The 25,146-nt window shown below is 69.6% G+C and carries 22 protein-coding genes and 1 pseudogene; 7 read left to right on the forward strand and 16 right to left on the reverse strand.

Going from position 1 to position 25,146, the window contains the following annotated elements:
- Positions 1–10 precede the first annotated feature (10 nt).
- The 7 genes from QRX60_RS50225 to QRX60_RS50255 form a co-directional block, all read right to left on the reverse strand.
- On the reverse strand, positions 11–841 hold the full coding sequence (locus QRX60_RS50225) for an ABC transporter permease (protein WP_285998520.1): 831 nt from the start codon (positions 839–841) through the stop codon (positions 11–13).
- Complete coding sequence (locus QRX60_RS50230) at positions 841–1,647, reverse strand: ABC transporter permease (RefSeq protein WP_285998521.1); 807 nt, start codon at positions 1,645–1,647, stop codon at positions 841–843. The genes QRX60_RS50225 and QRX60_RS50230 overlap by 1 nt, the downstream gene beginning before the upstream one ends.
- 73 nt (positions 1,648–1,720) lie before the next feature.
- Entirely contained in the window at positions 1,721–2,677 is a 957-nt protein-coding gene (locus QRX60_RS50235; protein ID WP_285998522.1) for an ABC transporter ATP-binding protein, read from the reverse strand.
- Between the two features lie 30 nt (positions 2,678–2,707).
- Positions 2,708–6,007, reverse strand: coding sequence for a phosphodiester glycosidase family protein (locus QRX60_RS50240; RefSeq protein WP_408630193.1), 3,300 nt, complete (start codon positions 6,005–6,007; stop codon positions 2,708–2,710).
- A gap of 105 nt (positions 6,008–6,112) precedes the next feature.
- Positions 6,113–6,823 carry a maleylpyruvate isomerase family mycothiol-dependent enzyme gene (locus QRX60_RS50245; protein ID WP_285998523.1) on the reverse strand — a complete coding sequence of 237 codons (711 nt, stop codon included), beginning with the start codon at positions 6,821–6,823 and terminating at the stop codon, positions 6,113–6,115.
- A 52-nt stretch (positions 6,824–6,875) separates the two neighbouring features.
- On the reverse strand, positions 6,876–7,286 hold the full coding sequence (gene ndk / locus QRX60_RS50250) for a nucleoside-diphosphate kinase (protein WP_004561228.1): 411 nt from the start codon (positions 7,284–7,286) through the stop codon (positions 6,876–6,878).
- A gap of 227 nt (positions 7,287–7,513) precedes the next feature.
- Positions 7,514–9,061: an alkaline phosphatase D family protein gene (locus tag QRX60_RS50255; protein WP_285998524.1), complete on the reverse strand. Its 1,548-nt coding sequence runs from the start codon at positions 9,059–9,061 to the stop codon at positions 7,514–7,516.
- Positions 9,062–9,185: 124 nt separating this feature from the next.
- On the opposite strand from QRX60_RS50255, the gene QRX60_RS50260 reads away from it, so the two are divergent.
- Positions 9,186–11,543, forward strand: a complete 2,358-nt coding sequence (locus tag QRX60_RS50260) for a penicillin acylase family protein (protein ID WP_285998525.1) — start codon at positions 9,186–9,188, stop codon at positions 11,541–11,543.
- Positions 11,544–11,608: 65 nt separating this feature from the next.
- On the opposite strand, the gene QRX60_RS50265 is transcribed toward QRX60_RS50260, so the two are convergent.
- Together QRX60_RS50265 and folC are read right to left on the reverse strand one after the other, a co-directional pair.
- Positions 11,609–11,965, reverse strand: a complete 357-nt coding sequence (locus tag QRX60_RS50265) for a DUF4233 domain-containing protein (RefSeq protein WP_286003870.1) — start codon at positions 11,963–11,965, stop codon at positions 11,609–11,611.
- A gap of 50 nt (positions 11,966–12,015) precedes the next feature.
- A complete protein-coding gene (gene folC / locus QRX60_RS50270; RefSeq protein ID WP_285998526.1) occupies positions 12,016–13,671 on the reverse strand; it encodes a bifunctional tetrahydrofolate synthase/dihydrofolate synthase in 1,656 nt (551 codons plus the stop codon).
- Between the two features lie 74 nt (positions 13,672–13,745).
- Between folC and QRX60_RS50275 the strand changes: the two genes are divergently transcribed.
- Positions 13,746–14,381, forward strand: coding sequence for a class I SAM-dependent methyltransferase (locus QRX60_RS50275; protein ID WP_285998527.1), 636 nt, complete (start codon positions 13,746–13,748; stop codon positions 14,379–14,381).
- 70 nt (positions 14,382–14,451) lie between these two features.
- A complete protein-coding gene (locus QRX60_RS50280; RefSeq protein WP_285998528.1) occupies positions 14,452–15,324 on the forward strand; it encodes an SGNH/GDSL hydrolase family protein in 873 nt (290 codons plus the stop codon).
- A gap of 44 nt (positions 15,325–15,368) precedes the next feature.
- Here QRX60_RS50280 and QRX60_RS50285 read toward each other — a convergent pair whose 3' ends face one another.
- The 5 genes and pseudogenes from QRX60_RS50285 to QRX60_RS50310 all read right to left on the reverse strand — a co-directional run bounded on the left by QRX60_RS50285 (position 15,369) and on the right by QRX60_RS50310 (position 18,512).
- A complete protein-coding gene (locus tag QRX60_RS50285; protein ID WP_285998529.1) occupies positions 15,369–16,157 on the reverse strand; it encodes an alpha/beta fold hydrolase in 789 nt (262 codons plus the stop codon).
- 11 nt (positions 16,158–16,168) lie between these two features.
- Positions 16,169–16,489, reverse strand: coding sequence for an alpha/beta fold hydrolase (locus QRX60_RS50290; RefSeq protein WP_285998530.1), 321 nt, complete (start codon positions 16,487–16,489; stop codon positions 16,169–16,171).
- A pseudogene (locus QRX60_RS50295) lies at positions 16,384–16,761 on the reverse strand (alpha/beta fold hydrolase); the annotation flags it as partial. The pseudogene QRX60_RS50295 and the gene QRX60_RS50290, both read right to left, overlap by 106 nt.
- Positions 16,701–17,138, reverse strand: coding sequence for a hypothetical protein (locus tag QRX60_RS50300; protein WP_285998531.1), 438 nt, complete (start codon positions 17,136–17,138; stop codon positions 16,701–16,703). The gene QRX60_RS50300 and the pseudogene QRX60_RS50295, both read right to left, overlap by 61 nt.
- Before the next feature lie 957 nt (positions 17,139–18,095).
- Positions 18,096–18,512 (reverse strand): hypothetical protein, encoded by a 417-nt coding sequence (locus QRX60_RS50310; protein WP_285998533.1) that lies wholly within the window; start codon positions 18,510–18,512, stop codon positions 18,096–18,098.
- On the opposite strand from QRX60_RS50310, the gene QRX60_RS51765 reads away from it, so the two are divergent.
- Together QRX60_RS51765 and QRX60_RS50315 are read left to right on the forward strand one after the other, a co-directional pair.
- Positions 18,474–18,857 carry a helix-turn-helix domain-containing protein gene (locus QRX60_RS51765; RefSeq protein WP_408630301.1) on the forward strand — a complete coding sequence of 128 codons (384 nt, stop codon included), beginning with the start codon at positions 18,474–18,476 and terminating at the stop codon, positions 18,855–18,857. The two genes, QRX60_RS50310 and QRX60_RS51765, sit on opposite strands and share 39 nt — an antisense overlap.
- Position 18,858: 1 nt before the next feature.
- Positions 18,859–19,173 (forward strand): hypothetical protein, encoded by a 315-nt coding sequence (locus QRX60_RS50315; RefSeq protein ID WP_285998534.1) that lies wholly within the window; start codon positions 18,859–18,861, stop codon positions 19,171–19,173.
- A gap of 268 nt (positions 19,174–19,441) precedes the next feature.
- On the opposite strand, the gene QRX60_RS50320 is transcribed toward QRX60_RS50315, so the two are convergent.
- Positions 19,442–20,365, reverse strand: coding sequence for a chymotrypsin family serine protease (locus QRX60_RS50320; RefSeq protein ID WP_285998535.1), 924 nt, complete (start codon positions 20,363–20,365; stop codon positions 19,442–19,444).
- A gap of 781 nt (positions 20,366–21,146) precedes the next feature.
- On the opposite strand from QRX60_RS50320, the gene QRX60_RS50325 reads away from it, so the two are divergent.
- Positions 21,147–22,055: a LysR family transcriptional regulator gene (locus QRX60_RS50325; protein ID WP_285998536.1), complete on the forward strand. Its 909-nt coding sequence runs from the start codon at positions 21,147–21,149 to the stop codon at positions 22,053–22,055.
- 43 nt (positions 22,056–22,098) lie between these two features.
- A complete protein-coding gene (locus QRX60_RS50330) occupies positions 22,099–22,437 on the forward strand; it encodes a hypothetical protein (protein ID WP_285998537.1) in 339 nt (112 codons plus the stop codon).
- Positions 22,438–22,502: 65 nt separating this feature from the next.
- Here QRX60_RS50330 and QRX60_RS50335 read toward each other — a convergent pair whose 3' ends face one another.
- Positions 22,503–25,124: a valine--tRNA ligase gene (locus QRX60_RS50335; RefSeq protein ID WP_285998538.1), complete on the reverse strand. Its 2,622-nt coding sequence runs from the start codon at positions 25,122–25,124 to the stop codon at positions 22,503–22,505.
- Between the last annotated feature and the right edge of the window lie 22 nt (positions 25,125–25,146).

The following is a 25,146-nucleotide window of genomic DNA, read 5'->3' on the forward strand; positions in this document are numbered from 1 at the left end:
GGGCATCGCGTCATGTCAGGAGGAGTTTGGCGATGCGGCGGGTCGAGGCCCACAGGCCCACCGCGCCCAGGACCAGCAGGTAGGCCAGGTTGACCAGCATGCTGCCGGACAGCAGGCCCGTCGCGAGGCCGCGCATCAGCTCGATCGCGTGGTACAGCGGGAGGCAGCGGACCACCCACTGCAGCGGCTCCGGGTACACCGACAGCGGGAAGAACGTCGTCGCGAACAGGAACATCGGCATCAGCCCGAGCGCGATGTAGTCGAACTGGGCCGTCGACCGCAGGAACGTCACCAGGGCCATGCCGATCGCCGAGAAGGCCAGCCCCACCAGCAGCGCCGCCGGGACCATCAGCAGCGCCCACCACGACGCCAGCAGCCCCATCGCCGCCGCGATCGCGAGGAACGCCACCGCGTAGATGCCGCCGCGGGTCATCGCCCAGCCGATCTCGCCCAGCGCCACGTCCAGCGGGCCGATCGGCGTCGCCAGCATCGCGTCGTACAGTTTCGCGTAGCGCAGCTTGAAGAACAGGTTGTACGTCGACTCGAACACCGCACCGTTCATCGCCGACGTCGCCAGCAAGGCCGGCGCCACGAACGCGACGTAGCCCATCGGGCGGCCGTCCGGGCCGGCCACCTCGGTGACCAGCTTGCCGAACCCCACCTGGAAAGCCAGCAGGTACAGGAACGGCTCGGCCGCGCCGGACAGGAACATCAGCCAGCCGGCGCGGGCGACGCGCACCGACCGCTCGACGACCATGCCGGCGCGGCCCGCGTACAGCCCGGGCGGCAGGATCCGCAGCAGCAGCCCGGCTCGCGCCGGTGGGGCCTGGACGCTCACCATCAGACCACCAGCCTCCGGTAGAAGGCCCGGTGCGCGACCGCCCACCCGGCCGCGAACACCGCCGCGAGCACCGCGAAGTGCCCGAGCATCGCCCAGCCGCCGACTCCCCCGGCGCTCACGCCGCGGGCCAGCTGCGTGCCGTGCCACAGCGGGGAGAGCCAGGCCAGCCAGCGGATCGCGCCCGGCAGCTGCGAGATCGGGAAGAACGTGCCGGAGAACAACGTCATCGGCATGACGACGAAGCGGAAGATCAGCCCGAAGCGCTGGCCCTCGTCGAACGTCCGCGCCGCGAGTGCGGTGATCGGCGTGGCGCAGGCGAGTCCGGTGACCGTGCCCACGAGGATCACCAGCAGCACGCTGGGCCCGGCCCAGGCGCCGAAGAACAGCGCGACGAACGCGTAGATCGCGCCGGCGAGCGTCAGCCGCAGGGTCGTCCAGATCAGGTGGCCGCCGAGCACCTGGCCCGGCGACACGGGGGTGGCCGTGACGGCCAGGTAGTCCTTCTGCCACTTGAACCCGGACAGCACCGGGTAGCTCGAATCGCCGATGCCCAGCTGCGCGGCGCCGGCGGCGAGCAGCGCCGGGGCGATGTACTGCAGGTACGACAGGCCACCGGTGACCACGCCCGGCCGCACCTGCGAACCGAAGCCGAGGCCCATCGCGGCGAGGAACAGCACCGGCTGGAGGCCGGTGGAGTACAGAGTGGACACCCAGTGGCGGCGGTACCAGGTCCAGTACCCCTCGACGCGCAGCCAGGCACCGTGCCACTTGCCGACGACGCGGCCGGTGGATTCGACGGTGGTCATGGCCGCCTCCGGGACACCCTGACGGGATTCATCGGCGAGTGCTTTCCGCGAGCACGGTTCTTCCCCATCCGAGTCAGTCCACCAGCGTCCGGCCGGTCAGCCGGAGGAACACGTCCTCCAGGGAACTGCGGCGCACCAGGCTCGACAGCGGCCTCAACCCGCGGGAGTGCGCGTGCTCCAGGGTGTCCTCGCCGTCGTCGCTGTAGAGCAGCACCCGGTCGGGCAGCACCTCCACCCGCTCGGCGAGCCCTTCCACCTGCTGGGCCGCCGCGACCTGCCGGCCGGTCGGGAACCGCAGCTCCACGACCTCCCGCGTCGAGTAGCGGCTGATCAGCTCCGAGGGCGAGCCCTCCGCCGCGATCCGGCCGTGGTCCATCACCACGAGCCGGTCGCACAGCTGCTCCGCCTCGTCCATGTAGTGCGTCGTGACGATCAGCGTCGTGCCCTGCTCCTTGAGCCGGAACAGGCGGTCCCACAGCAGGTGGCGGGCCTGCGGGTCGAGGCCCGTCGTCGGCTCGTCGAGCAGCAGCAGCTCCGGGTCGTTGACCAGCGAGCGGGCGATCGTCAGCCGGCGTTTCATGCCGCCCGAGAGCGGGTCGACCTTGTCGGCGGCCCGGTCGCCCAGCTGCGCGAACTCCAGCAGCTCGTCCGCCTTGTGCCGGGCCGCCGCCCGCGAAAGCCCGAAGTACCGGCCGTAGATCAGCAGGTTCTCCCGGACGGTCAGCTCGACGTCCAGGTTGTCCAGCTGCGGCACCACCCCGAGGCGCGCGCGGATCCGCGGGCCGGCGACCTCGGGATCCAGCCCCAGCACGCGAAGGTCGCCGTCGGTGCGCGGGGACACGCACGCGATCATCCGCATCGTCGACGACTTCCCGGCGCCGTTCGGGCCCAGGAAGCCGAACGCCTCCCCGCGCCGCACCTCGACGTCGATCCCGCGCACGGCCTCGAACTCGCCGAAGCGTTTCACCAGTGCCTTGGCCTGCACCAGCGCCGGTTCCCGGTCCTCCGATTCGCCCACGCCTCCGACCATAGGACCGGGCACCGACAAAAACCGAACGGTTTAGGCCCGGACGGTCACGACCAGCGTGCTCGTCACCCCGTTGACCGTCACCGAAAGCCGCGCGACGCCCGGCCGCAGCGCCGTCAGGACCCCCGAAGCGGGGTCGAACGCGACGACCCCCCGGCCGGCCGTCCAGTCCGCGCTCACCGGGTACGACACCGGCACGTCCCGGGTGCCCTGCCGCAGCGTCGCGCGGACGTCGGCACGCTCACCGGGCGCCAGCGAAGCGGGCCCGGTGAGCGTCAGCGAGTCGACGTTCGGCCGCGTCTCGAAGCGCACCGGCTGGGCCCGGTCCGCCGGGTCGACGCGCAGCAGCGTCCAGCCGACGAACCCGCCGTCGCCGGGCGCGGCCGCGGGCGCCTTGCCCGAGTTGCCGTTGACCAGGTACGGCACGCCGTCCACCCGCGACAGCGAGAACACGCCCGCGTGCGAAGCCACCGAAGCGGCCGGTTTGCCGGACGCCTGCTCGAACCCGGTCAGCCACTGGGTCAGCAGGGTGGCTTCCTTCCGGTCGCCGAGCTGGGAGTTCCCGGTCGGGCTCGGGTCCTTCACCGGGTGGTGCATCGCGACGACGACCCCGCGGACGGACCGGTCCGCGGCCGCCGAGTCGAGCGCCGAGCGCAGCATCCGGACCTGGTCGAACCCGCCGGCCCGCAGCGAGCCGCGCGAGGAGTCCAGCAGCACCAGCCGGATGCCGTGCACGTCGACGACCTGGTGCGGCACACCGAAGGCGGCCTGGAAGTTGGCGAGCCCGTTGCCGCCTTCGGCCTCGTGGTTGCCCGGCACGTAGTACCAGGGCGCCTTGCCGTCGAGCTCGTCGGTGATCACCTGACGGGCCAGCGCGAAGTCGGGTGCCGTGCCGCGGTCGACGAAGTCGCCGTTGATCAGCACCAGGTCCGGTTTCGCCGCCACGGCTTCGCGCAGGGCGCGGCGGGCCTGCGCGACCAGCGGTCCGGCCGGGTCGTCCGCGGTGAACTGCGCGTCGCTGACGACCGCGACGCGCAGGCCGCCGGCGAGGGTGCCGTCGGTGACCAGTGCCGGGTCGTGCGGCGCCGGGTCGGCCGGCACGGCCGTCGTCGGCGCCACCTCGAAGGTCAGGTCGTCGAACACCAGGTGACCTTCGTACTGCTGGTCCGGCACGTTCTCGACGGCGTAGAAGCGCGCCAAGCGTTGCCCGGCGGGCAGTCCGGCCGGGACCGCGGCCGTGACGTACCGCCAGCCCGTCCAGTCCACGCTCAGCGACAAGTCCACAATGGACGCGACGTTCGCCGCGTCCCGCAGCTCCGCCCGCAGCCACGCGCCCTTGCCGTCGCCGTTCACCCACAGCCCGATCTTCTGCGTGCCCGCCGGCACGGGCAACGCCGCCGACGGCGTCACGTACGCGGCGCGCGTGGCGGTCGTGCCGGTGAGCCGGTAGTCCAGCGCGAGACCCTGGCCGCCGTCCCGGCCGGGCGCCGCGGACAGCGCCGCGCCGACGACCGCCGGGAACACCGTCGCCGTCCAGCCCGCCGGGCCGTCCAGCGGCGACGCGACCTGCGGCACGGTCCCCACCGAGGCGCCCAGGTGCGTGGTGAGACCCGCCGCCGTCGCGGTGATCGCGCTCGCGCCGGACGCGGTCAGCGCGGTCACCTCGTACCCGTCGCCCGACGGGTCGACCCGCAGCACGGAGTGGTCGTAGTCGAGCTTGACGTCGTCGGGCTCCAGCCAGGTGCCGTAGCCGTCGGCGTCGTAGCCGTAGACCTGGAACGTGCTCTTGGCGCCCGCGGCGGACAGCGCGACCTGCTCGGTGCTCGTGCCGAGCCGGACCGGCTTGCCCAGCACCGAAAGCGCCGTCTTGCCGGACGCGCGTCCGGAGCGCGCGACGACGTCGACGCCGCCCGCGCCCTGGCCGGTGACGACCCCGCGGGTCACCGTCGCCCGCCGGGGGTCGGAGGAGCTCCAGCGCGGATCGGCGGCGACCGCGGCGCCGGTCTCGTCGTGGCCGTCGGCGACCAGGTGCCGGGTCAGGCCGGTCAGCACGCGGTTCGCGTCGCCGGCCGTCACGGCGGGCGCCGGGGAGAACGCCGTGAGCTTGCCGCTGCCCGGCACGGTCGCGAAGCCGATGCCGTTGGGCACCAGGCGTTCCCCGCCGTCGGACGGCGTGTTCCGGACGCTCGGCGCGGGTTCGCCCTCGGTGCGCGCGAGGAGCGTCGACGAGCCGCCGCCGTCGAGGTTGATCGCGTCGTCGGCGCCGAGGCTCTTCATGTGCCGCGCCAGCTCCAGCTCGGTCATGCCGCGGCTGTCGGCCTGGCGTCCGTCCACAGTGGCCAGCCACAGGCGCTTGCCGTCGGCGGAGAAGCCGACCGCCGTCCGCGGGTGCATGGCCACGTTGTCGACGGGCTGCACGACGCCGTCGCGGAGCAGGACTTCGTTGCCGCCCACGGCGACCGCGATCTTCCCGGCGTCCGAGCGCGGCGCGTACGTTACGCCCACCGGGTCGCCCGGCTTGAGCGACGCGAGGGCGTTCGCCCCGGCTTCGCGGGCCAGGAGCAGGGTCGTGCCCGCCGCGATCGGGCCGTCGGCCGGAGCGTCGCGGACCTGCGTGACGACGCCGTCGCGCAGCTCCACCTCGACGACGCGCTGGGCCCCGGCCACCGACGTCCGGCGCCCCGAAGCGCCCCACAACGGCGTGTAGACGCCGATCGCGTCCTGGCCGAGGACCGGGCTGTTGAAGTTGGTGGCCCGCACCGTGCCGCCGGGCAGCGTCACGGTGGCTTCGAGGAAGACCGAAGCCAGCTGCGCCTTGCCCTCGTCGGTGATCGAGGCGGTGTAGTTGTGGCCGGCCGCGGGCGCGGTCTGCAGCAGCCCCTGGTCGATGCCGACGCCGATCGGCGCGCCGGTGGCGTTGATGTCGAAGAAGTCGCCGTTCACGCCGGCGACCGCGCCGGTCCGCGCGAGCTGCTGCGAAAGGGGCGTGCGCGCGGAAACCGTGCCGGGGCTCAGGTACGTGGGCTTCAGGACCTTGCTGCCCAGGTCGACGGCGAGGGTGTCGCCGCGGATCCAGCCCGCCGGGTCGAACCGGTCGAACTGGGTGAGGTTCAGCCCGGGCGCGACCTCGGTGGTCGCGCTGCCGGTGACGAGCCCGTCGTCGGGGTCCGCGGCGGCGAACGTGGCCGGACTTTGGTGGTCCGACGAGGCGGCGGGCGCGGCCTCGACCGGCGGCGTGCCGAGCGGTGCCCGGAGCGGGTCGGCGTGGGCGGGAACGGCGAACGCCGTCGCCACCAGGGCGAGGAACGGCAGCGCAATGCGTGACTTCTTCACCAGGTACCCCAGTATCGAGTGAGAGTGAGCCGGACCAGCACAGCGCAGTGGCACGGCCGGGGGAAGACTTCCCGGTGAACGCCGCCTGAATGGTCTAGAACACCATCAGGGGGTCAGGGGCGCTTCGAGCAGCGCGGCCGCGGCGGCCCCGTCGACGCGCGGGTCCGGGCCGGTGCGCTTCCACAGCCACAGCAGGAGGTCGCGGGCGGGAGCCTCGACGGACGCGCCTCCGGCGGCCGGGCCCAGTGCGGGCGGCTCGCCGGGGTGCACGGTCCAGACGTCACCCGTGTCGGTGGCATGCAGGGTCACCGGGCCGGGCAGCCGCGGCACGGCGTGCCACCGCGTGACGCGCGGCAGGAGCGTGCCGAGGACCTCGTCGACGCCGTCCGCGGCCACGGCCGGGTCGAGCACGTGGTCGCTGCCCGAGTCGGCGAGGTGGACGGCGGTTTCGTGGACCTGGCGGCGGAACCAGAACGCCTTGGTCTTCTCGGTGCCGCCGAAGTGCCAGCACCGGTCTCCGGGGGTGACCTGCTCGAGCGCGTCGAGCAGGATTCCGGCGCTTTCGGCGTACCAAGCGGCCAGGTCGGCGCCCGCGCCGGTGTCGAAGTCCTGCGGCTGCACCTCACCGGTGGTGACGACGGTGGCGGCCCAGCGGTGCACGTTCCCGAGGTGGGTGCCGAGGTCGGCCAGCGTCCAGCCGGCGCAGTCGGGCACCTTCGCGGCCGGGTCGCCGGTGCGCAGGACCTCGGCGAACGCACCGGTCAGCTCCCGCAGCACAGGGAGGTAATCGCGGGCTGGGAACGGCATCGTCGTCACGGGTGCTCCTGGGGAGAACCGGGGCCACGCGCGGGCGTGGCCCCGGTGCCGGTCACAGGTCGGGGAACCAGAGCTTCAGCTCGCGCTCGGCCGACTCCGGCGAGTCCGAGCCGTGGACCAGGTTGTACTGGGTCTCCAGCGCGAAGTCGCCGCGGATGGTGCCCGGGGTGGCCTTCTCGACCGGGTCGGTGCCGCCGGCCAGCTGCCGGAACGCGGCGATGGCGCGCGGGCCCTCGACGGCGAGCGCGACCAGCGGGCCCGACGTGATGAACTCCAGCAGGTCGCCGAAGAACGCACGCTCCTTGTGCTCGGCGTAGTGCTCCTCGGCCAGTGCCTGCGGAACGGTCCGCAGCTCGAGGGCGGCGAGCTTGAGGCCCTTGCGCTCGATCCGCGAGACGACCTCGCCGACGAGGCCGCGCGCGACGCCATCGGGCTTGACGAGGACCAGCGTGCGTTCAGTCACGACGGTGTTTCTCCTTGGTACGGGTGCGTGTCGGTGCGCGTGAGCGTAGCCGACCCTGCTCAGGTGACCGATTCGCCGGTCGGAATGCGGTCGGCGGCCACTCCGCGACGCCGACCCGCGCGTGGTCGCCTGATGCAGTGAATGACCCATTCACTGCATCAGGCGACATGAATGAGTCATTCACTGCGTTCACACCGAGCGTCGGCCCTGGCGGGCCGGAGCGGACCTCAGCGGCCCTGCGGGTGCAGCTTCTTCGACCACAGCGACGTCCCGGTGGCGTCCCTCAGGTCCACCGTCAGGTCCCCGCTCACGCCGTCGATGTTCAGCTCGCCGAAGTGCTGGAAGCCGTCGATCGGGGCTGTGTTCGCGGCCGGCGGGGCGTGGACGAACACCGCCTCCGGGCCGAACGTCGGGTCCAGCGCGTTGGGCCCGAACGCGCCCGCGTTCAGCGGCCCGGACACGAACTCCCAGAACGGGTCGAAGTCCTGGAAGGCCGCCCGGTCCGGCGAATAGTGGTGCGCCGCCGTGTAGTGGACGTCCGCCGTCAGCCAGACCACGTTGCGGACGCGGCGGCGCTGGATCTCCCGCAGCACCCACGCCAGCTCCGTCTCGCGCCCGCCCGGCGCGCCCGGCAGGTTGTTCGCCACCGCTTCGATCGCGGTGCCGTCCGGGACGACCAGGCCCAGCGGCATGTCCGCCTGGACGATCTTCCACGTCGCCGTGCTGCGGCCGAGCGCGTCGGCCAGCCAGCGGGCCTGCCGGTCGCCCAGGATGTAGCCCGGCTTCGTCTGGTCGGCGGTGTTCGCGTTGCGGTAGGTCCGCATGTCCAGCACGAAGATCTCGGCGCGCGCGCCGTAGCGGAAACTGCGGTAGACGCGGCCGTCGACGGCCTGGCGCGAGTCGATCGGGTGCCACTCGTGGAACGCCTGGTACGCCCGCGGCGCCAGCACGTCGACGCGCTTCTCCGTGTAGGCCGGGTTGTCGAGGATCTTGCCCGGGTACCAGTTGTTCAGGACCTCGTGGTCGTCCCACTGGACGTAGGCGGGCACCTGGGACACGAACCGCTTGAAGTTCTCGTCGAGCCGGTTGTAGGCGTGCTGGCCGCGGAACTCGTCGAGGGTCTCGGCGACCTTGGACTTCTCCGCCGTGACGACGTTGCGCCAGGTCCGGCCGCCGGGCAGCGCGACCGTCTCGGTCAGCGGCCCGTCGGAGTACACCGTGTCGCCGCTGTGCAGGAACACGTCCGGGCGGCGGGTGGCCATCGCCGAAAAGATCGTCATGCCGCCCAGCGCGGGGTTGATCCCCCAGTTCTGGCCGACGACGTCGCCCGACCACAGGATCCGCGTGTCGCGGCGGCCCACCGGCGCGGTGGCGAAGCGGCCGGTCAGCGGCTCGCTCGTGGTGCGTCCGTCGAGGGACTCCGCCGTGACGCGGTAGTGGTACTCGGTGCCGGGCGCGAGGCCGGCGACGCGGACCTGCCCGGTCCCGCCGGTCGACGGCCCGGCGAGCGGGCCGGGCACCCGGCGGGCATGCCGGAACGAGGGGTCGCGCGCGATCTCGACGACCAGCCGCGACGGCCGGTCGGCCCGCGACCAGACGATCGCCGAGCCGGGCGTGACGTCGCCGGACTGGACGCCGTGGGTGAGCACCGGCCGGTCGCCGCGCAGCAGCGGGGTCGCGGCGAACGCCGTCGAAGGCAGCACGAGAGTGGCGGCGGCGCCGGTGAGACCGGCCTTGAGCAGCGTGCGGCGGGAGTGGTGGGTCGGTTCGGTCATGCGCGGTTTCTATCCCGCCGCGGCCAACGCCGGTTTGCGCGCGGGTGAACGACATCCCCGGGTTTTCCCCCATGTCGGCGCGCCGTCGCCATCGGTAGCGTGGCGACCACGACAAGGGGGTCAGATGAGACGATTCACGAAATCCCTCGCCGTCCTCACGGCGGCGCTCTCGATCACCACACTGGGAACCGGCCTCGCGGAAGCGGGCCAAGAAGGCACCGCGAAGGCCGTGCTCCGCTACACCGAGCACGGCGTCCCGCACATCGTCGCGAAGGACTTCGCCGGGCTCGGCTACGGGTACGGCTACGCGGCGGCGACCGACAACATCTGCGAGCTCGCGAACATCTACCTCACGGTGAGCGCGCAGCGGTCGAAGTACCTCGGCCCGGACGGGGACGGCTACCCGTCGCTGTCCGAGGCGAAGAACAACCTGCACAGCGACCTGTTCTTCCAGCAGCTCAACGACTCCGGCGTCGTCGACCGGCTCGTCGCGCAACCCGCGCCGCAGGGGCCGCGTCCCGAGGTCCGCGAGATCGTTTCCGGCTACGTCAAGGGTTTCAACGCCTACCTCGCCCGCACCGGCCGCGCCGGCATCTCCGACCCGGCCTGCCGCGGCGCCGGCTGGGTGCGGCCGATCACCGAGCAGGACTTCTACCGGCACTACTACGCCATCGCGATCACCGGTGGCCAGGGCGTGGTCACCGAAAGCCTGTTCACCGCACCACCGGCCGGCGCGACACCGGCGCCGGGCACGGCGGGGCAGCTCTCCGACCAGGTCCGGAAGGCACTCGGCGGCAGCGGGCTGGGCAGCAACGGCATCGCGATCGGCGCGGACTCGACCGCGGCGGGCCAGGGCAGCGTCCTGCTCGGCAACCCGCACTACCCGTGGCAGGCCGGGCGGCGGTTCTGGCAGAGCCAGTTGACCATCCCCGGCCGGTTCGACGCGGCCGGCGCGAGCCTGCTCGGGATGCCGTTCATCCAGATCGGGCACACCGCCGACGCGGCCTGGACGCACACGGTGTCCACGCCCGTCACGTTCGGCCTCTTCGAGGTACCCCTGAAGCCGGGTGACCCGACGACCTACCTCGTCGACGGCAAGCCGGAGAAGATGACGTCCCGCGACGTCACGGTCCAGGTGCGCCAAGCCGATGGCTCGCTGAAGCCGGCCCACCAGACGTTCTGGTCGACGCGGTACGGGCCGGTGATGGGCGACTTCCAGGGCGTTCCGCTGCCGTGGACGGCGAAGTCGGCGTACGCGGTGCGCGACGCCAACGCCACGAACATGCGCGGCCTCAACACGTGGTTCGAGCTCGACCAGGCCCGCAGCACGGCCGACGTCGTCGGTGCCCTGAGCCGCAACCAGGGCGTCCCGTGGGTCAACACCATCGCCACCGACCGCGCGGGCAACGCGCTCTACGCCGACATCCAGGTCGTCCCGCACGTCACCGACGAACTGGCGAAGACGTGCAGCACCCCGTTGGGGCAGGGCACGTTCGAGCAGGTCGGACTGGCCATTTTGGACGGTTCGAAGTCGGCGTGCCGGTGGGGTTCCGACCCCGGCGCGCTCGAACCCGGCATCTTCGCGCCGTCACGGCTGCCGCAGCAGCAGCGCCGTGACTACGAGCTGAACGCCAACGACAGCGCCTGGCTGGCGAACGCCCGCGCGCCCATCACGGGGTACCCGCACATCGTCGGGGACATCGGCACCGAACGCTCGCCGCGCACGCGGGAGGCGCTGCTCACCGCCGAGAAGGGCGGGTTCACGACGGACTCGATGAAGAAGATGCTCTTCGCCGACCACAGCCTGTTCGCCGACCTGACGGCGGCGGACCTGGCGAAGCTGTGCGCGTCGTTCCCGGACGGGCAGGCGCCGTCGTCGTCCGGCCCGGTGCCGGTCGGGCCGGCGTGCTCGGCGCTCGCGAGCTGGGACCACACCTACACGCTCGACACGCGGGGTTCGCTGCTGTTCCAGCGGTTCGCCGCGCGGCTCGGGCCGGTGGACCGCTTCACGGTGCCCTTCGACCCGAAGGCGCCGCTGACCACGCCGAACACGCTCAACACGGCGAACCCCGACGTCCGGAAGGCCTTCGGCGACGCGCTGGTGGAGCTGCGCGCGGCCGGTCTGCCGCCGGACGCGCGGCTGCGCGACGGCCAGGCGGTGACGCGCAACGGCGAGCGCATCCCGATCCACGGCGCGCAGGGCTTCCTGGGCGTGCTCAACGTGATGACGCCGGTGTGGGACCCGGCCCGCGGCAACGTCGAGGTCCAGCACGGGTCCAGCTACATCCAGGTGGTCGGCTTCCGCGGGCGCGCGTGCCCGGACTCGTCGACGTTGCTGACGTACTCGCAGTCGGCGAACCCGAGGTCGCCGTACTTCAGCGACCAGACGAAGCTCTACAGCCGGGGTGAGTGGGTGAAGGACCGCTTCTGCGAAGCCGACATCCTGCGCTCCCCCGCGCTGCGGGTCGTCGTGCTGCGCTGAGCCGGTGCAGTGAATGACTCATTCCTGTCGTCCGGCGACAGGAATGAGTCATTCACGGCGTCAGGTCAGGGCTGGGGCTGCTGGCTCGCGAGGGTGCCGGCCGCCATGCGGCGGGCGACGTCCTTGCGCAGCCACAGCAGCCACAGCCAGATCGCCAGGAACACCACGCCCAGCACCGCGATGGCGGGCAGCCAGAACACCAGCGCGATCAGCACCACCTGCAGGCCGAGGACGACCGGCACGGCCCACGCCTTCTTGACGAACCCGCACAGCACGACCAGCACCAGGGCGACCGCCAGCACCGTCCAGCCGGTGCCCGTGCTGATCCCGCCGCCGAGCTTGTTCACCACCGGGAGCGCCAGGGCGACCGTGATCGCCTCCATGATCAGCGTTCCCGACATCACGCCGCGAAAGCCCTTCATCGGGTCCTTCGGCTTGGGCGCTTCCGAGGCCTGGGGGGTCTCCGGAGTGCTCACGCCGGCTCCTTCCCGAACAGCGTGCGCGTCTCACCGGCGGTGACCACCGAGCCGGTGACGAGCACGCCACCGCCCGCGAGGGGCTCTTCGGGGTCGTCGCTGGTCTCCACGAGCGCGATCGCCGTCTCGATCGCCGTCTCCAGGTCGGTCTCGGCCACCACCCGGTCCTCGCCGAACACCGAGATGGCCAGCTGGTTCAGCTCCTCCAGCGGCATCGAGCGCGGCGACGAGTTGCGCGTCACGACGATGTCGGACACCACCGGCTCCAGCGCGTCCAGGATGCCGTGGGCGTCCTTCTCGGCCATCACTCCGACCACCGCGACCAGGCGGCGGAAGGCGAACTCCTCCGCCACGGTCGCCGCCAGCGCGCGGGCACCGTGCGGGTTGTGCGCCGCGTCGATCATCACCGCGGGGGCCGCGCGGACCCGCTCCAGCCGGCCCGGCGTCTCGACCTCCGCGAACGCCTCGCGCACGGCCTCGACGACCAGCTGCTTGTCCTTGCCCGCCCCGAAGAACGCCTCGACCGCGGCCAGCGCGAGCGCGGCGTTCGCGGCCTGGTGGGCGCCGTGCAGCGGCAGGAAGATCTGCTCGTACACCCCGCCGAGGCCCTGCAGCTTCAGCATCTGCCCGCCGACGGCGATCTCGCGCTCCAGCACGCCGAACTCGCTGCCCGCGCGGGCGACCGCCGCGTCGACCTCGACGGCGCGTTCCAGCAGCACCTTCTGCACCTCGGGGTCCTGCTCGCCGATCACCGCGACCGAGCCGGCCTTGATGATGCCCGCCTTTTCGCGCGCCGCGCCGAGGATGTCCGGGCCGAGGTACTCGACGTGGTCGATGCCGATCGGCGTGATGACCGCGACGTCGGCGTCCGCGACGTTCGTGGCGTCCCAGGCACCGCCCAGGCCCGCCTCCAGCACCGCGGCCTCCACCGGCGCGTCGGCGAAGGCGGCGAACGCCATCCCGGTGAGGATCTCGAACTTGCTCATCGCGACGCCGTCCGCGGCGGCACCGTCCACCATGGCCACATACGGGGCGATGTCGTGCCACAGCTCGGCGTAACGCGCGGCGGAGATCGGCCGTCCGTCGAGCGCGATCCGCTCGGTGACCAGCTGCAGGTGCGGGCTGGTGTAGCGGCCGACGCGCAGGCCCATCCGGGTCAGCAGCGAGTCGATCATCCGGGCCGTCGAGCCCTTGCCGTTCGTGCCCGCGATGTGCAGCACGGGGTAGCCGTGGTTCGGCTCGCCCAGCAGCTGCGTCAGCGCGGAGATGCGGGTCAGCGACGGCTGGATCTTCGTCTCCGGCCAGCGCTGGTTCAGCTCGGCCTCGACGGCCATCAGCTCCCGGCGGGCCTCGGGCCCGTCCGGGCTGCCGTACGCCTCGGGTTCGCCCTGGTCGTCGAGCTCGTGCAGCTCGGCGTCCTCGGGCACGCTCAGGTCGGGCACCGGGCCGGTGGCGAGGTTGTCGCCCAGCTGGCCGACCCCGCCGATGCCGCCGCGCGAGCCGCCGCCCACGTCGAACGCGGTGTCCCGCGCGTCCAGCTCCGGGTCGTGGTCGTCCGAGTCCTCGTACCCCTGGGCACCCAGCTCGTCGACACCCGCGAAACTGTCCAGATCCGACAGGTCCGGCTTTCGACCTGTCTCATCCTGCGGCACTGAATCTCCTCCGGCCTGGGGTTTCGCACTTGCCTTCCGAGTCTACGTGCGTGAGGAGGTGGCACTCTCGACGCATGCCGTTCAACCACAACGACCACTACCACCCGCTGCTGCTGGACCTGCTGCCGCCCGGGCCGGGGATCGCGCTCGACGTCGGGTGCGGCACCGGCCGGTTCGCGCGGCGGCTGGCCGCGACCGGCATGGCGGTGGAGGCGGTCGACGTCTCGGCCGCGATGGTCGAGGCGGCGGCGGGCCTCGGCTCGCCGGGGCCGGGCGAGATCGTCTACCGGCAGGCCGACGTCACCACCGACCCCCTGCCCGAGGCGCACTACGACTTCATCTCGTGCCTCGCCTCCCTGCACCACATGCCGTTCGAGACGGTCACCAAGCTGCGCCGCGCGCTGGTGCCCGGCGGCGTGCTCGTGGTGCTCGGCCTGGCCCACCCGAGCACGCCCGCGGACTGGGCACAGGCGATCGCGGCGGTCCCGGTCAACGCGCTCGCGAAGCTCGTCGTCTACGCCGGCGAGCGGCTCAACGGCGGCGGGGAGGACGGCCCGAAGGCCCCGGTCGCCGACGACTACCCGACCCTGGCCGAGGTGCGCCGGGAGGCGGCCCGGCTGCTGCCCGGGAGCACCGTCCGGCCGTTGCTGTTCTGGCGCACGCTGATCACTTACCGTGAGCACGGCGACGGTGACCCGACAGGCGGGTGAAGTCCGCCCCCGAGCGGTCCGGCGCTCGCTAGATGTGGAGGGAGCGTTTCCGGAACAGAACGGGGTCTTCATGCGCAACACCCGGCTGCTCGTCGCCGTCGTCTCGGCAGCCACTCTGCTCGTCACCACCGCGGCCGCCGCCTCGGCGGCACCACGGTTCCACCACTACGTCGCCCTCGGTGACTCCTACACCTCCGGGCCCTTCATCCCGGTGCAGCGGCTCGACCCGCTCGGCTGCGGCCGGTCGACGGCGAACTACCCGTCGGTCGTGGCGGACGGGCTGCACGCCGGCGAGTTCACCGACGTCAGCTGCGCCGGCGCCGACACGGGTTCCATGACCCGGCCCCAGCAGGTGCCCTTCAACGGCACCAACGCGCCCCAGCTGGGCGCCCTGCGCATCGACACCGACCTGGTCACCCTCGGCATCGGCGGCAACGACTTCGACGTCTTCGGCCGGCTCGTCTCGACGTGCCCGGGGCTGCGGGCGGGCGACCCCACCGGCAACCCGTGCGAAGAGCACTTCACGAGCAACGGCGTCGACACGGTGAAGACGGCCATCGCGAACATCGAGCCGCGCGTCGAGGCCGTGCTGGCCGCCGTCCACCAGCGTTCGCCCGGCGCGCGGGTGCTCGTCGTCGGCTACCCGCGGATCGCGCCGGAGCGGGGCTACTGCCCCGATGTCCTGCCGTTCGCCGACGGCGACTACGCGTGGCTGAGCCGGGTCGAGAGCGACCTGAACCAGGCTCTCGCGGACGCGGCCTCGAACGGCGACGCGGAGTTCGTCGACACCTTCGGGCCGTCGCGCGGCCACGACGCGTGCGCGCGCGGCGGCTCGGCGTGGATCAACGGCAAGGACCAGAACGTCTTCGAGGCGGCCGCCTACCACCCGCTCAAGGCGGGGATGGCGGGCGTGGCCGCGGTCGTGCTCAAGTCCCTGCGCTGACCCGCGCCGCGCCGAAGGCCCTCGATGGCCGTCGGCGCGGCCGGTCAGGCGTGTTCGCCGACGAAGTCCAGCACCAGCCGGGCGAACTCGTCCGGCAGCTCGGCCGGGGCGCCGTGCCCCGCGTCGATCGTGGCGGCGCGCGCCCCCGGGATCGCGGCGGCCAGCTGCCGCTGCTGCTCCGCCGTGACCAGCCGGTCGTGCGCGCTGCCGAGCACGAGGACGGGCGCGGCGATCTTGCCGAGCACGGGCCGCAGGTCGACGGTCCGGTCGGTTTCGGTCTGCCGGTCCGCGCCGGGTTCGATCACCGACTCGAGGGTCTTGACCAGCTGTTCGTTGCTCTCGGCGGTGGCCTGCTCCCAGTAGCGCGGGCCGAAGGCCATCAGCGGGAGCATGCGGGCGAAGGTCCCGGTTGCGAGCAGGTCGAGCCAGTGGCGGAACTCGGCGTCCTGCCGGACGTCGGTGACCGGCCACGCGGCGTGCAGGACCGCCGAGCGCACGCGGTCCGGGCGGGTGCCCGCCAGGTGGGCCGCCACGATCCCGCCCAGCGAATGGCCGACGACGTGGGCCGCTTCGACTCCGGCGTGGTCCAGGACGGCTTCGGCTTCCACGGCGAGGTCCTCGACGCTGACCGGGCCGCCGTGGTCGGTGGTCCGCCCGGAACCGGAGAAGTCCATCGCCAGGACGGTGTAGCGCTGCGCTTGCGCCGCCAGCGGCTCCCACTGCTCGCGGGAGGCGGCGGTGCCATGCAGCAGGAGCAGGGCGGGGCCGTCGCCGGTCCGGTCGTAGTGGACGACGGCGTCGCCGTTCTCGAGCGTCACTCGTACGTTCGGCATCGGCGTCCCCTTCAGGCCGCGATCGCGCGGAGGGCGGCGGTGAACGCGCGCGGGTCCTCCTGGTGCGGGAGGTGGCCGCAGCCGGCGATGACGTGCACCCGGGCGCCCGGGGTCGCGGCGGCGCAGGTCCGCGGGACTTCCAGGGGGATCTCGGGGTCGAGCTCGCCGTGCAGGTAGGTGATCGGGACCGCGAGCTGCGGCAGGCGCGGCCGCGGGTCGTAGGTCGTCACCTCGGTGAACAGCGCGTCGATGTAGGTGCTCGAGTCGACCAGCTGCCGCACGGTCCAGTCGACCAGCGCGGGCGCGACGCCCGGCGCGAACCAGTTCGGCACCCACCCCACGAGCGTGCCGAGCGATCGCCGGCCATCTGTTCCCGCAGGTCGAGGACCTTTTCCCGCATCGCGGCCGCGGGCCAGTACCCCGGTCCGTCGACGGCCACCACGCCGGCGACGAGCTCGGGCCGGGCCAGAGCCAGCTCGGTGGCGAAGACCGCGCCGAACGACGAGCCGACGACGACGGCCTTGCCGATTTCGAGTGCCTCGATCACCGCGGCGATGTCGGCGGTGTTGCCGGCGATCGTGTTGCCGGTCGCGGGGCGGTCCGAGCGGCCGCAGCCACGCCAGTCGAGTGTGACGACGCGGTGGCCGCGGACGACGTGCGGAGCAGAGTCCGAAACTCTCCGTCGTCCTCAGCGGAGCTGCGGCGCTCCCGAGGCGAGGAAAGCAGCTCGTCGATACTGACGCCGAAAATGCGCTCAAGCAGTCTCACCGTGGCTTGCTGGGGCCGCCCGAGCGGTTTGCCGCCATCGCCACGACCTGACGCCAGCCGCTTGAGGTGCCGACTGCTGAGCGTGCCGGGCTCGCCGCAGTCTCTGGCGAAGTTCGTCGCGAACCGTGCGAATTCCTCGAACGTCTCTCGCCGCTCCCGGATGAGCTGTTCGAGCACAGTGCGCGAGGGGTGCGGCTCCTGCTCATCGCTCATGCTGCGCTCCTCAGTTCTCCGATGGCCCCGCCAGGGCACTGCCGTGGCCCTTCCAAGACCTTTCGACGAAATCATTCTATCCGCCACGCTGATCTCAGCGTTACCGGCCATTGCGGCTGGTCAGAGCAACGGGCGAGCGGAGTGGACGATGAGCAAGTCGGGCAGGACGGAGCTGGCCGGCGACTTGTATGTGACGTGGAGTCGATGCCTTACCGACGAGCACGATCACGCGGTCACGGATGAGGAGTTTGCACGCGGAGTTCGGCAGCAATGCGGGCAGTTTGCCGCCTTGTGCGGGCACCGGTTGCTGATCGCTTCAAGCCTCATGCCGCCCGGTCCGCCGTGCGTCCGGTGCCGCGCATACCTGGCAGCGCGCGCCACTTTGCGAGACGCGAACGAACGCCTGGGGACACCGAGGCGCAAAACACGAGGCTTGCGGAGTCGGTTCTTCCGGCACGCACGATCGTCCGCTACCACGTCCCCTCAACGTGACGGCGGACCCGAGAGTTCGGCGGGGACGGGCTGCGCCCCGATCGCGCCCGTTCCCGCCGAACGCCACGCGCGGCGAGGCGCACAATGACGGTTCGCCTGTTGCTCGGCCGCCCACGCCCCGGCGTCGTGGGCGAGACGCGTCGCGTCGTCCACGTATTCGAGGCGCCATCGCAGAACACCCCGCCGGACCGGTTGACCGCCTTTTGCTCGGCATCGTTCGGTCCCGGCGAACTTGAATTGCTTGATCGTCCACTAGGGATGCCTTGCGAGTCATGTCTTCGGCTGACTCCGACCCCCGAGCCCCAACTTCCGCTTCCCAACGGTTCATCAGAGACTTGACATGACAGATGACATTTCGGTTGCCCCGGCAGAGGATCAGGACTTCGAGCGGCTGGCACGAGAACTGAAGCCCGGCGAGTCAATGACCGACGACGACTGGGCAGCAGCTAGTCGCATCGTGAATACCTACTGGCCACGATTCCGTCCACCTCGTCCACTGCCGGAGAGATGGCTTTGACGCAGCAGAATGAACTGCAACACAGCTGGCCAAATTGCACCCTTGATCGTCAGCTGCTCGCGCCCGTTCGCCTGTTCATCGTAACTTTTCTTGTCGACATGAGGTGGCGCGAATTCCAGTTCGTTTGCGAGTCCATCGAAGTCAAGCGAAGCAGCTTTGAATACCACGTGGATGTTCTCCGCCGCGAGCGGATCTTGCAGACTCGCCGGGAACGAGGTCGCCGGATGTGGGTACGCCTCTCTTCGGACGGGTCTCGACGACTGGTGGACCACCTGGAAGCCACTCAAGCAATCGTCACACAGGCAAGAGAAATACTTGCCGCAAGCGTGAATCAGGCGCAAGTCGGCCCTCCGCGAGCGCTGCACGACACTCCTATCGAGCGCTCCGTCTTGACCCCAGAAGCAGTAGTCCACCTGGTTGATCGGTACGAATCCGGAGCCGCAATCGAGGCAATCGCGAAAGAGGCAGGATACAGCTACCGCCGCACACGAACATCGCTGATAGAAGCAGGAGTAAAACTGCGACCTCCGAGGATTCAGGTTCCACCTTGCCCGCCGGGATTTGTCAACTTGTATCAGAACGGCGCGTCGATCCGAGTGGTGTCTACTCGATACGGCGTCAGTTACAACCAAGCACGCAATATGTTGCTTCACGCTGGCGTGACATTGCGGCCCCCCGGACAGCCCAGCAAACAAAGGCGGCGTCGATAGCTTGGAATCGATTCCCAGGGGACCCTCACTGCTCGCCGATCAGCGATTGCAGCGCAACGCCCTACTATTGAGTGCTTGGAGCTCCGGCAAGACGATTGTGGAGCTATCACGCGAGTTTGGTCTTTCACCGAACTGGACCGGAGCATTGCTGCGCAAGCTTGGCGCCGACGTGCCGGAAACTGGGCGCGGCATAAAGTGCCACTTGGACGAGAACGAGGTCGTCGATCAATATGAGAGCGGCCTTACGATCCGCGAGGTTGCCGTGCAGAGCGACCGACCTCACGTGAACGTGAGAATCGCCTATTTAGACGTCTGATTATTTAGTCGCAGTAGGAGTCACTTGGACAAGCGATTTAATCGTCCCAGTTACCGGGGGAACCAGAGTAGCGTGCGGCGGCTGGGATTTATCGATTAAATAGAAAACGACCCCGATCGCAACTATGATAACGAGGACACTCCCTGCCAGCAAGCCATACCGTCTTGAGCTATTCACTTCTCAGCCTTATCCGAGTCGATATAGTGGGGGGTGAGTCATTGTCACGACCCACCCCCCCACTATATCACAGTTCAGGCTACCCGACTACTTAGATGCGACTGGCTTCAGATGTGAAGACGTCGAGGCCAAAGCGGTCTTCTGCGACTATTACGCCTCCTACCTGAGCCCCAGCGGAAAGGGATCCAGTCAGAATAGGGCCGCCACTGTCGCCGGACTGCACGATCGAGCCGCCATCACCAGATGTTGCGCGGTCAATGCCGCAGACTAGGTCTGCTGCGTCGGTGTCTATGCAAATATCTACGGCATTGACCGTCGCACCGCGACACACGTACCCTGTGAATGACCCGTTTGTGCAAACGCTCTGACCGACCGCAAACTTGATCGAATCGCTAGTCTCGGTTGTGGCGACGTATTCTTCGAGATTAACGACATCGGAGGTGTACTGCTGGTCGGAAAGCGCGACGGATGCCTTAATATTCGCGAAATCAGGGTTGCCATTTCCGTCAATACTCAAGCTGACGGTACCGAGAATGTCGGTGTAGTAGGCGATACTGGCAGCTTGGTCGTAGTATCCCTGATAAAATGTGGCGCCTGTCGGTCCACAATGCCCTGCGGTGACCACTTCGGTCAACGACTTCCGGTGCATCGCGGTAGTGCACTGATAAATAGTGTTACCGTTGGGGTCAAGCGTGAAAATGCGAACCGCGGAGTTGTATGCCGCGAAATCTAGGAGTCGGCTCGGAGATTTTGCTTGCTCAAGCATTGCAATCGAGCTTTTACTCACTTTCTGAAGTTTTATCGGCTTCTCCGAGGTTGTCACTTTCCTTGCCGTTATCGGCCGACTACCAGAAATAACCCTAACAAGTCCCGATCCGTAGCGATCGCGTAATGCCAGAACGTCTTTGTCGGATGGATCGGCAATCTCGATTACGACCTGATTGGTATCTTCGTCAATGTGCCAGGCAGCTACTCGACCGTCAGCGATATTCTTGTTCTTGACGTCGGCTGCCACTTGCGACATGACAGATTTGAGAATGTTTCGGCTCGTGCTTTGCTTTGTGACCTCCACTCGAATCGAGGAGTCCGCGACCGAACTCGTCCTATTTACAGTGTTACCGTGAAAAAGTTGATTTAGGTTCTTGGTAGCGGCGTCAACGTCAACTGCACCGAGAATGTAAGTATGTCTCACTGCGTCGAAACGTAGACTTGAATACAAGGTCGAGTTTCCGTAAGCCGCGCTTACTAATGCCTGCAATTCGTTTGCGGGAATATCAACGAGATTCGAGCTTGCAACTGTCGTTGCTGAAGCCAACGAAGCCCCGGAGACTAAAGAACAAAAGGTCGCAAGGAGAAGTGAAATAGTCCTCTTGTTGCGCTTACGCATTACACCCCTCGTATTAATTTGACACGCGTCGTTGAGATATAACGACAGATAAGCTTATTTGCTAACCCTAACCGTTGACATCTGCCAGGCGGGTGATCTATTCACATAGTGCATCTATAGCAGGGGTAAAAATTGCTTTACGATCCGCTAATTGACCTAAAGTGCTACGTCGTTCGGCGCAGCGGTCATACACTCATGCCGCGTTGATACACCTGTACTCACGTGGACTGCCAGAGTTGAGCCGCCCGACGCTGTAGACACAGCATCGGGCGGCTCCTTCTACGTCCGGGCCTGGAACAGGGCGGTTCGTGGCGGAGCACGGCAGGATGGACGGGACGGGAGTACCTGCCCGTTCTGGTGATCGTTTTTGCCAGCGCGGGGAGACCACATCGGGGTCTGGAGTGACAAAGTGGATAACCGCAGGTCAGCACTTGATCTAGAGCGCATTAGAAGATTCGTGGTTGTGGCCGAGGAGCTGCACTTCGGGCGGGCGGCGGAGCGGCTGCACATCGTCCAGCCGGCGGTGAGCCAGCAGGTGCGGCGGCTGGAGCGGGAGCTGGGGGTGTCGTTGCTGGCGCGGACCACGCGGGCGGTGTCCCTGACGGAGGCGGGCCAGCGGTTCCTGCCGCACGCGCGAGCCGTCCTGGCGGCGGCCGACCGGGCCGCGGACTCGGTGGCGGAGTTCCGTTCTTCCGGGCCCCTGGTCCGCTTGGGCACGAGCGAAGGCCTGGGCGATCGGCTGGACGTCCTGCTGAGTGCGTTCGCCCGGCTCGCGCCTTCGGCGTCTTTGGAGCTGGTCCACGCACCGACCGCGCAGCGGCTCCAGCGGGTCCGCGACGGTTCGCTGGACGCGACGATCGTGCGAGGCTCGTGGCCTTCCCCGGATCTCGACTTCACTCCTTTGTGGACGGACGAGGTGTGGGTGGCGTTGCCCGCCTCTCACCCCTTGGCTTCCGCTTCGGAGGTTTCCTTCGCTTCACTGGCTTCGCTGCCGGCGCGATTGAGTCCTCCCTCACGAAACCAGCCGTTGTACGACCTGGTGGTTTCGTGCTGCCGCGAAGCGGGGTTCGAGCCGGTGCTGGGCAAGGAGTTCACGACGGCGCAGGACACGTTGGGGACGCTGGGTTTCGGGCGTCCGCAGTGGACGGTGTTCTACCGGGCGCACGCCAACCTGCTGCCGATCCCGGGAGTGGCTTTCCGGCCGTTGGTGGAGCCGTCGCCGCGGATGCAGACGTACTTGGCGACACCGTCGGACCGGCGGTTGACCCCGGAACTGGTGGCGTTGATCGAAGCGGCGCGCTCCATCGAGCCCGGCTGAGTGAGTGTGTAACAGCCGAGGCGGCGCGAGCGACCCCCACCGCGTGCCGGAAACCTTTGAGATGGACCGCGTGGACCGCATCGCCGACATCCTGTACGGCGTTGCGTCGGGCGGAGGGGTGATCGAGTACGTCCCGCTCGGCAGGCGCGTCGGCGTGCAGCCAAACCACCTCGGCCACTTCCTCGAGCAGGTCTCCGCCCGTGCGGCCGACCGCGACGAACCGTTGTGGAGCGCGCTCGTCGTGTCGAAAGACAGCCGGCTGCCGAGCAGCGGGTTCTACGTCCTCGCCCGGCGGCTGCGCGCCGAGTACGTGAACCTCGATGACCAGGAGTTGTGGAAGAGGGAAAAGGAGCGGTGCTACGCCGCCGTCCTCCGCCCGTGACCGCCGGATCCCCCGACTGAGCCCGGCACCTCGGGTGGAGGAGGTACCGGGCTTGGTCAACAACCTCAGGAAGCGGGAAGCGCCGCCAAGCGGGCCGTGATGCGGTCGATGTCCGCCGCCGCCGTCTCCTTGCGGACTTTGATCTTCTCGATGACCGGGGCCGGGGCCTTGGCGATGAACGCCTCGTTGCCCAGCTTCCCCTCCGTCTGGGTCAGCTCCTTCCGGGCCGCCGCGAGGTCCTTCTCCAGCCGCTTGCGCTCCGCGGCCACGTCGACCGTGCCCGAGAGGTCCAGCTCCACCGTCACCACGCCGTCCGCCAGGGCCACCTCCAGGGACGCGCTGGCCGCGAACTCCGGGGACGGCGCCGTCAGGCGCACCAGGGACCGGACCGCCTCTTCGTGGCCGCCCTCGTAGCCCGCCAGCCGGGCCGCCACCTTCTGGCCCGGCTTCAACCCCTGGTCCGCGCGGAAGCGGCGGATCTCCGTCACCAGCTTCTGGACGTCCGCGATCCGGGCGTCGGCCACGGTGTCCGCGTAACCGGTGGCGGGAGACGGCCAAGCAGCGACCACCAGCGACTCGCCGCCGGTCAGCGCCGTCCAGAGCTTCTCCGTGATGAACGGGACGAACGGGTGCAGCAGCCGCAGCACCGTGTCCAGCACGTGCCCGAGCACCGACCGCGTGGCCGCGACGCGCGGCTCGTCCCCTTGGTACAGCTGGACCTTCGCCAGCTCCAGGTACCAGTCGCACAGCTCGTTCCAGGTGAACTGGTAGAGCGCGCCCGCCACCTTCGCGAACTGGAAGTCCTCGAACAGGCCGTCCACTTCGGACACCAGTGCGCTCAGGCGGCCCAGGATCCAGCGGTCGGCTTCCGTGAGAGAAGCGGAAGCGGGCAGCGGAGCGGCGACCGAAGCGCCGTTCATCATCGCGAACTTCGTGGCGTTCCACAGCTTCGTGCAGAAGTTGCGGGAGCCGGCCGCCCACTCGTCGGCCAGTGCCATGTCCGCGCCCGGGTTCGCGCCGCGGGCCAGGGTGAACCGGGTGGCGTCCGCGCCGTACGCGTCCATCCACTCCAGCGGGTCGATCACGTTGCCCCGCGACTTGGACATCTTCTTGCCCTGCGCGTCGCGGATGAGACCGTGCAGGTAGACGTGGTCGAACGGCTGCTTGCCGTCCATCTGGTGCACGCCGAACATCATCATCCGGACGACCCAGAAGAACAGGATGTCGTAGCCGGTCGACAGCACGCTGGTCGGATAGAACTTGGCCAGATCTTCCGAAGCAGAAGGCCAGCCCAGCGTCGACATCGGCCACAGGCCCGAGGAGAACCAGGTGTCGAGGACGTCCGGGTCCTGCGTCCAACCTTCGCCCGACGGCGGCTGCTCGTCCGGGCCGACGCACACCACTTCACCGCCGGGGCCGTAGAAGACCGGGATGCGGTGACCCCACCACAGCTGGCGCGAGATCGTCCAGTCGTGCATGTTGTCGACCCAGTCGAAGTACCGCTTGCCCAGCTCCGGCGGGTGGATCTTCGTGCGGCCGTCGCGGACCGCGTCGCCGGCCAGCTTGGCCAGCTCCTCGACCTTGACCCACCACTGCAGGGACAGCCGTGGCTCGACGACCGTGTCGCAGCGCGAGCAGTGGCCGACCGCGTGCACGTACGGGCGCTTCTCGGCCACGATCCGGCCGGCCTCCCGCAGCGCGGCGACGACCGCCGGGCGCGCCTCGAACCGGTCGAGCCCCTCGAACGGTCCCGGCGCGGTGATCTCGGCGCGCTCGTTCATGATCGTCAGCATCGGCAGGTCGTGCCGGCGGCCGATCTCGAAGTCGTTCGGGTCGTGCGCCGGGGTCACCTTGACCGCACCGGTGCCGAACTCGGGGTCGACGTGCTTGTCGGCCACGATCGGGATGCGGCGGCCGGTCAGCGGCAGCTCGACCTCGGTGCCGACCAGGTGCGCGTACCGCTCGTCGTCCGGGTGGACGGCGACCGCGGTGTCGCCGAGCATCGTCTCCGCGCGGGTGGTGGCCACCACGATCGCGTTGTCGCCGTCGCCGTAGCGGATCGAGACGAGCTCGCCGTCGTCGTCGTTGTGGTCGACCTCGATGTCCGAGAGCGCGGTCTGGCAGCGCGGGCACCAGTTGATGATCCGCTCGGCGCGGTAGATCAGGCCCTCGTCGAAGAAGTTCTTGAACACCGTCTGGACGGCCTTCGACAGGTTCTCGTCCATGGTGAAGCGCTCGCGCGACCAGTCGACGCTGTCGCCGAGGCGCTTCATCTGGCCGAGGATCTTGCCGCCGTACTCGGCCTTCCACTCCCAGACGCGCTCGACGAACTTCTCCCGGCCCAGGTCGTGGCGGGACAGGCCTTCGCCGGCCAGCTGGCGCTCGACGACGTTCTGCGTCGCGATGCCCGCGTGGTCCATGCCCGGCAGCCACAGCACCTCGTAGCCCTGCATGCGACGGCGGCGGCTCATCGCGTCCATCAGGGTGTGGTTGAGGGCGTGGCCCATGTGCAGCGAACCGGTCACGTTCGGCGGCGGCAGTACGATCGAGAACGGCGGCTTCCCCGACGAGGCGTCGGCCGTGAAGTACCCGGCCGCTACCCAGCGGTCGTACATCGGTGCTTCCTCGGCGGCCGGGTCCCAGGCACCCGGAAGGTCGGTGGTCTGCTGCGGAGCGTTCTCGGTCACAATGGACAAGTCTACGAACCCG

The organism is Amycolatopsis mongoliensis (assembly GCF_030285665.1).
Lineage (GTDB): Bacteria > Actinomycetota > Actinomycetes > Mycobacteriales > Pseudonocardiaceae > Amycolatopsis > Amycolatopsis mongoliensis.

Excerpts from the sequence above, each read along its gene's own strand:
- QRX60_RS50230 (WP_285998521.1), bottom strand. The coding sequence starts at position 1,647 with ATGACCACCGTCGAATCCACCGGCCGCGTCGTCGGCAAGTGGCACGGT.
- QRX60_RS50265 (WP_286003870.1), bottom strand. The coding sequence starts at position 11,965 with ATGAAGGGCTTTCGCGGCGTGATGTCGGGAACGCTGATCATGGAGGCG.
- QRX60_RS50275 (WP_285998527.1), top strand. The coding sequence starts at position 13,746 with ATGCCGTTCAACCACAACGACCACTACCACCCGCTGCTGCTGGACCTG.
- QRX60_RS50285 (WP_285998529.1), bottom strand. The coding sequence starts at position 16,157 with ATGCCGAACGTACGAGTGACGCTCGAGAACGGCGACGCCGTCGTCCAC.
- QRX60_RS50255 (WP_285998524.1), bottom strand. The coding sequence starts at position 9,061 with ATGACCGAACCGACCCACCACTCCCGCCGCACGCTGCTCAAGGCCGGT.
- QRX60_RS50300 (WP_285998531.1), bottom strand. The coding sequence starts at position 17,138 with ATGAGCGATGAGCAGGAGCCGCACCCCTCGCGCACTGTGCTCGAACAG.
- QRX60_RS50225 (WP_285998520.1), bottom strand. The coding sequence starts at position 841 with ATGGTGAGCGTCCAGGCCCCACCGGCGCGAGCCGGGCTGCTGCTGCGG.
- QRX60_RS50235 (WP_285998522.1), bottom strand. The coding sequence starts at position 2,677 with ATGGTCGGAGGCGTGGGCGAATCGGAGGACCGGGAACCGGCGCTGGTG.
- QRX60_RS50260 (WP_285998525.1), top strand. The coding sequence starts at position 9,186 with ATGAGACGATTCACGAAATCCCTCGCCGTCCTCACGGCGGCGCTCTCG.
- QRX60_RS50280 (WP_285998528.1), top strand. The coding sequence starts at position 14,452 with ATGCGCAACACCCGGCTGCTCGTCGCCGTCGTCTCGGCAGCCACTCTG.